Consider the following 6768-nt stretch of genomic DNA (forward strand, 5'->3'; position numbering starts at 1 on the left):
TGGAGCTTCTCTGTGCCTAACGGACACTCATATTACAGATATTCGTCCGCGATCCAAGGGCAGGGCGACTCAATCCGTCGTCAGAGCAGCCTCGTCGAGAAGGTCGCCGCCGAAAAGGGCATCCCTCTGATCCGGAGTTACGCCGACTATGGGCTCTCGGCCTACCGGGGCGATAACTCGAAATTCGGCATGCTGGCGCGCTTCAAGCAGGACGTGAAGGACGGCCTGATCCCAAGGGGCGACTGGCTTTTTGTTGAGTCCCTGGACAGGTTAAGTAGAGACCGGATCAGCGAGGCTCAGAAAGTCTTAGAGGACTTGCTCCTGGAAGACATCGTGATCTGCACGGTAGCCGACCGCCGTGTCTACACCAAGGCTTCCCTGGACGAACCGCTCCAAATCATCGGGGCGATCCTCATCATGTCCCGCGCCCACGAGGAAGCTCAGATGAAGAGCTTCCGTGCGTCAGAAGCCTGGGCTGAACGTCATCGCAACCAGGAGAAGGGAGAAATCTGTCCAGGCTGGTTGTATCTGGACGGGGAGGTCTACCAGCCTATCCCGTACCGTGTCCAATTCGTCGTAATCATGTTCGAGATGGCCGCGAGAGGGATTGGAGCCAGCGCGATTGCCGATGATCTCAACGAACGCGGCATACCTCCCTTCAGCGCCGAGGAAGTTAAGGTCAATAACAGGGTTAAGGTCCGGACCGGCAAGAAAGCGGAACGGTGGGGTCCCAGTTCGGTCAGAAATATTCTGATTAATCGCGCCGTTTTGGGCGAGTACCAGCCGCGCACCGAGGTAGAGAAAGAAATCACAAAGATCGTGGATGGAAAAGAAGCGCGGGTTAAGGTCAGAGAGAAGGAACCTGCCGGTGACCCGATCCTGGAGTTCTATCCGCAAATCATTTCCGCGAACCTGTGGCAGCAGGTTGAGCGGGCGCGGCGACGGAACAAGGCCCGAGCAAAAGGCGGCGCGCTCGGCAAAACCTACGCCAACCTTTTCCGGGACATTGCGGTCTGCTCACGCTGCCGTGGCCCGATGATCGTGCCGTATAGCGATAGCAAGAACCCCCAACGTGCCACGCTCGTCTGCGCCAATGCTAACCGGAAACACAAGTGCAAGAGGCGAACCTATTTCAAGAAAGAACTGGTCGAGACGGCGATCCTGGACCACGTCAAGGAATATCGCCTGAGCGAAATCTTCCGCGATCCTGACAAGGAAAAAGCTCTGCAATCTGCCGAGAACGAGATTGCCGAGATCACGTTGAAGCTCGAAAGGCTGGAGAAAGAAAGCGCCAAGCTCCTGAAACTGATCAGGGAGAGCGAAGACGACGACGAGACGCAATTCTATCGCACCGATGTCAAGGAGATGCTGGCCACGAAGAAAGCTGCGCTTGCACGGCGGGACTACCTGAAGGGCGAGAGGGTAACGTTAATTGCCAACAGGGATACGCGGCGAGATGCAGAGGCCGTCGTGACCAAGCTGCGGTCGGATTTGAACCGGCTCGATGAAAGGATCAGAGAAACCTACGAGGAGGTCGAGAAAAGTAAGTTGCAGCGCTATCAATTCGCGATCCGCTCAAAGCTTTCTGCGGCCTTGCATGCCTTTGTCGGCTCTATCGAGTTCGATCCGGACGATATGACCATCATTGTCTTCATCGACGGCGACCGCATTCCGGAGGGTCGTTGCGGGTATCTGTTCCGGCAGACCGAGCGGCGCGGTCGGTGGCAGGTTCGTGACATCGAATTCGTGAGAAGGGTCCAAATTCCAATCACCCGGTATCACTTCTGGCCCGAAAACGTTCAGCCCTTGTCGGAGCTTATCCAACTCCAGAGTAGTAAAATCTATTCCACAGGGGCGGGCGATGATATGAAAGGTTAGATCGTGGCCGATCTAATTAAAACTTGGCGATATGGCGAAGCAACTCGGCTCCTCCATCTGCAATAAAATTGATTGCTCAAGGCAAAAGCATTTGTGACGGATCATCTGCGGTGAAGTTTCGAGGCTTATTCAGTCTGACCATCGGCTCGATCTGCCAGATGCCTACGACTGCGAGCAAGATGCCCATCAGCGCGGTGCTTACGCTTCCCATCTGAAGTGCGCGCCAGATCAACACTGACATACCGCCGAAGCTGGCAACAGCAATAGAAACAGTTAAGAGCCAAACGAAGGTAGGCTTACCCGAAAGGAGTTCGACTTTCGGATTGGTGCGGTACACTGCTGCTATAAGGTCAAGGACGAAGGTCCGGTAGGCTGCGTCGAGATTTTCGGCTTGAATAAGACTCTTCCAATTCACGGACGTGATATTGATTGATTTACCATCCTTAAGTGTGAGCCGCGCTCGAAAGATTCGGTTGGAAAATCGCCCTGGCTCATAGCTTAACCTGATGCGCTCGACCGCACCAAGTTGAGCCATCTGCACCTTGCTACCAGAATCGATGATCAGGCAGTCTTCCTTAAGCGTGTACGCAATTGTTTGGCCAGTGGGGCGAGGGGCGTGGCTGTAAGTTGTCATCGCTCGGTCAGCAATACCTATCATTGGATACTGGAAATGATCTTCTGACCATCTCCAAAGTATCGCATTAAGCCGAAGTCAGCAGCTATGTACAGGCCGAAAGGTCAAGGAACATAGCACTTGGCTGGACTGTGTAGGATGAAAGCATCCGGGCACCAGAACGATTCAATGACTTCTTCTTGTCTCTCAATCCGGAGCTTGCCGATCAAAATCACAAATGTCTTGATCATAAAGTTTGGTGCCGTAGATGGTACAATAATCGGCGACCACGGCTTGAGAATGCCTTCCGAAATAGCGAAGCTTGCGCTACGGTTAGAGTAGTTATTCCCCGGAACTTTGCCGAGTAGCCCAACAATGCCCGAACCACGCTCGGCCCGTCTTGCCGTCCTAATCGACGCCGACAACGCCTCTCCCCGAATCGTCGATGGTCTCTTCGAGGAGATCGCCAAGATCGGAGAAGCCAACGTCCGTCGAATCTACGGCGACTTTTCAGGCGCACGTCTGAAGCCATGGGCCGACATTCTGGCAAAACACGCCATAATCCCGCAGCAGCAGTTCGCCTATACGACCGGCAAGAACGGCTCCGATATTGCCCTGGTGATCGACGCCATGGACCTCCTCCACAGTGGCCGCATTACGGGCTTCTGCCTTGTCTCCTCCGACAGCGACTTCACCCGCCTCGCCGGTCGTATCCGGGAGGAGGGTGTCGATGTTTTTGGGTTCGGCGAGCAGAAGACGCCCGAGAGTTTCCGCCAAGCGTGTCGTCGTTTTTTCTACACGGAGAACCTGCTTCAGAAAACTCATGCTCTTGAACCTAATTCCGGAAAGGCGACCAAGCCGCTGCGTCAGCCCAGTGGGGCAGTGCCTATTCTCAAGAAGGTTCTGTCACAGATCGACAGTGAGGATGGCTGGATTAACCTCGGAATGCTCGGCCATCGGTTGGCAAGCATCGCTCCGGACTTTGATTCCCGCACCTACGGCTTTCGCAAGCTGGGTGACCTTGTACGCAAGGCTGGTGCATTCGAGGTGGATCAGCCTGAGGGTGGAGCGTTACGCGTTCGGCTCAAAGTGGAGCAACGGAAGAAGAGAGCGGACGCATCATGAGGCGGCATGAACGGAATTCCGCAATGGAAAACCTGAGGGGAGCAAAGCGGTCCTATGCCACTCATCGCATTCACAATATAACAATAACTTGAGGATAGGCTTCCCATACCTACCACCGACCCGGCTTCCGTAATCTCACGATGTCCTCCCGACAACATGCACCCTTGATCCTCACCGAGACAGGTCAATCATCAAGGCTTCTAAGCCGGTATCACTGCAAGCCGCCAGAGAAATGTGGATTTGACTGAGTTTTCTTATTAACAAGTATATGTATTTTTATAACATCAAGATAGAATTTTTTCTCGCAAAGATGCGACAATGGGGCTAAATGAAGGCGAGAGCGCGGCACAGTTATACAAGAGACCATTTTGAACTCCGGAGTGCTGACGGGTTCTGATGGGTCGCTTAGCTAACCAACAGGCTGACCTCTCGGCTGAAAGAATAACAACCCGCAATAGCATATACCTTATCAGCCTAATCAAAATCGAGTTAAGGGGCGAATTATGTACGATCAAACAATCAATAGTGAGTTTGATGGCCAAAGCCTCAGTGGCAATGGCCCTTGGAGTTTCGAGAATACGCTTTATGTGGTCAATCACAACAACGTCTCTATTTATGATGGTGGTGGGATCGACGGAATAGAAACATCTCTGAACACGTATTCGCTAAATAGTTTACCGTACCAGGGATCATCCAGTTTCATTGAAAACCTATCGTTTAAGGGAACCGGCAATTTTACTGGCACCGGTAACGGATACGCCAACCACATTATTGGGGCTTCCGGCGACGATACCCTTGACGGCGGGTACAACAACTACCCGTACAATGGCGAACCCGCTGTTGTTGACACAATTGCAGGCGGCACAGGCAATGACACCTACATGGTTGACGCCAACACTGTCGTAATCGAAAACGCCGGGGAAGGCACCGACACAGTAATCTTCCGGTCTGGGCCGGGGGTGGCAGCACCCACATCTGCTTATATATTGGCCAATAACGTTGAAAACCTGACCCTTGGAAGCGGCGGAATGTCGTTGGCGAACTTCCATGGTATTGGAAATAGCCTCGACAACATTTTCACAGCCCTTAATACATATATTGGCACTGCCCTATCTAATACTCTTGAGGGTGGGGCTGGCAATGATACTTATAAGGTCAGCACGGATACCACGGTTATTGAGAATGCTGGCGAGGGAATTGATACGATCATCCTGACGAGTGTCTACACGCCGTATACCCCCGTTCCAGCCGATCCAACGCTTCCTCCGCCTCCTCCGCCCCCGCCACCCAGGTACGTTCTCGGAGATAATGTTGAGAACTTAACCTACGCGGCCACCTCGATGCCGGGGTTCATGACGTTGGTCGGCAATGATATCGATAACGTCATCAAGGTAAGTTCATCGGGGAACTTCGGTGGGGCATTTACAATCGACGGGGGAGCCGGAGCAGACACTCTTATCGGCGGCAATGGTTCGGACACCTACATGGTGGACAACGTCGGCGATGTCGTGACGGAGACTGGTGATCAGTGGATTGGAACTGACGTGATCGTCACGACCGTTGACGAATACACAATCAGTCCAGGCATCGAACGGCTGGTATACACAGGTGACGGCAACTTCACCGGGCACGGTGATGAGCGCAACAACACCATCGTCGGCGGGAAAAACAATGACACCATCTATAGCGGTGGCGGCAGTGATCACCTCATAGGCGGCCTCGGTGACGACCTCTATATCGTTGAGATCAACAGCAGCGAACTCAATGGCGGTGCCGAGATCGAAGAATATACCAATGGTGGACATGACACTATTGAGTTGACTGGTGAAGCAAACGGACAGCACATTTGGCTGAACGAATACATCGAAGATATCCGGTTCGTCGGAGCCGGTGATATCTCCCTCATCGCCAATGACCAGAACAACACGATCACGACCGGCAACGGTAATGATATGATCGACGGTGGTATCGGTGCAGACACGATGATCGGCGGGAAGGGCGACGACGTTTACCGCGTCGATCACACCAATGATGTCATCGTGGAACTGGTCGGCGAAGGCAACGATACGGTCAATTCGTCCCTCCAGTATTACAAGCTTGGTGATGCGCTGGAGAACCTTAATCTCGAAGAAAATGAAACTAACGATGGCATTTCCGTGGGTCGGAATGGCGACGGTAACAACCTGAACAATACCATCATTGGCAACTATGCTGACAACGATATTAAGGGATTTGGTGGAGACGATTACATCGACGGCCAGGGCGGAAACGATTTCCTGGATGGCGGTGATGGCAACGATGTGATTACAGCCAGCGGCTCCGGTACGACCATCGAAGGCGGAAACGGCGACGACCTGATCCAAGTCGAGACCGGCGCAGCATCTATTATCGGCGGAAATGGGAACGACTCGATCTCTTCTGCCTACTCTGAAGAGAACGACACAATCAACGCTGGCACTGGCGACGATTTTGTTAGTGCTGGAGGTGGTGCAGACAACATTTCTGCCGGTGACGGTGCTGACACTGTCTTCGGCGGCAGCGGAGATGATGCTATCTCTGGGAATGTAGGATCAGACTGGCTCTATGGAGAGGATGGCAACGACATAATTGGTGCTGGAGGTGGCGACGACGCTGTCCGTGGTGGGAGTGGAAATGACACAATCATGGGCCTCTCGGGGAATGATACCATCGAAGGTGGTTTGCATGACGACCTGATCGATGGAGGCTCAGACTTCGACTTTGTCAGCTTTCAAGGAACCCGTTCGGACTTCCATCTGACGAAGAATCAAGATGGAAGTATCACAATCAAAGACATGTGGACCTTCGACGGCAACGAAGGAACCGATACCATTAGCAATGTCGAGGCATTCCACTTCCGTGACGGCATTGTCACTCTGGAAGATTTGCTGAAATTGCCTGATGGACTTATCCCGCTTCCCCAAGGTCCGCAGGGTCCAGCAGGGCCTCAGGGTGAGACCGGAGCCACTGGTCCGCAGGGTCCAGCAGGGCCCCAGGGCGAGACCGGAGCCACTGGTCCGCAAGGTCCTACGGGTCCGCAAGGCGAGACCGGAGCCACTGGTCCGCAAGGTCCTACGGGTCCGCAAGGCGAGACCGGAGCCACTGGTCCGCAAGGTCCTACGGGTCCGCAAGGC

Annotated in this window: 3 protein-coding genes and 1 pseudogene; 3 read left to right on the forward strand and 1 reads right to left on the reverse strand. The window is 53.6% G+C overall.

Features of this window, described 5'->3' with window-relative positions:
- The first annotated feature begins 12 nt into the window (after positions 1–12).
- A complete protein-coding gene (locus JKG68_RS34235) occupies positions 13–1878 on the forward strand; it encodes a recombinase family protein (RefSeq protein ID WP_202059503.1) in 1866 nt (621 codons plus the stop codon).
- A gap of 76 nt (positions 1879–1954) precedes the next feature.
- Here the strand turns inward: JKG68_RS34235 and JKG68_RS11760 are convergent, their stop codons facing one another.
- A complete protein-coding gene (locus JKG68_RS11760) occupies positions 1955–2512 on the reverse strand; it encodes a hypothetical protein (protein WP_202059505.1) in 558 nt (185 codons plus the stop codon).
- A 354-nt stretch (positions 2513–2866) separates the two neighbouring features.
- Between JKG68_RS11760 and JKG68_RS11765 the strand changes: the two genes are divergently transcribed.
- Both JKG68_RS11765 and JKG68_RS34240 read left to right on the forward strand, forming a co-directional pair.
- Positions 2867–3616, forward strand: coding sequence for an NYN domain-containing protein (locus tag JKG68_RS11765; RefSeq protein WP_202059507.1), 750 nt, complete (start codon positions 2867–2869; stop codon positions 3614–3616).
- 503 nt (positions 3617–4119) lie between these two features.
- Positions 4120–6768: pseudogene (locus tag JKG68_RS34240) on the forward strand (hypothetical protein); the annotation flags it as partial.

The sequence above is a fragment of the Microvirga aerilata genome (assembly GCF_016743775.1).
GTDB classification, from domain to species: Bacteria; Pseudomonadota; Alphaproteobacteria; order Rhizobiales; family Beijerinckiaceae; genus Microvirga; species Microvirga aerilata.

Coding starts and splice junctions, on each gene's coding strand:
- JKG68_RS11760 (WP_202059505.1), bottom strand. CDS start 2,512: ATGACAACTTACAGCCACGCCCCTCGCCCCACTGGCCAAACAATTGCG.
- JKG68_RS11765 (WP_202059507.1), top strand. CDS start 2,867: ATGCCCGAACCACGCTCGGCCCGTCTTGCCGTCCTAATCGACGCCGAC.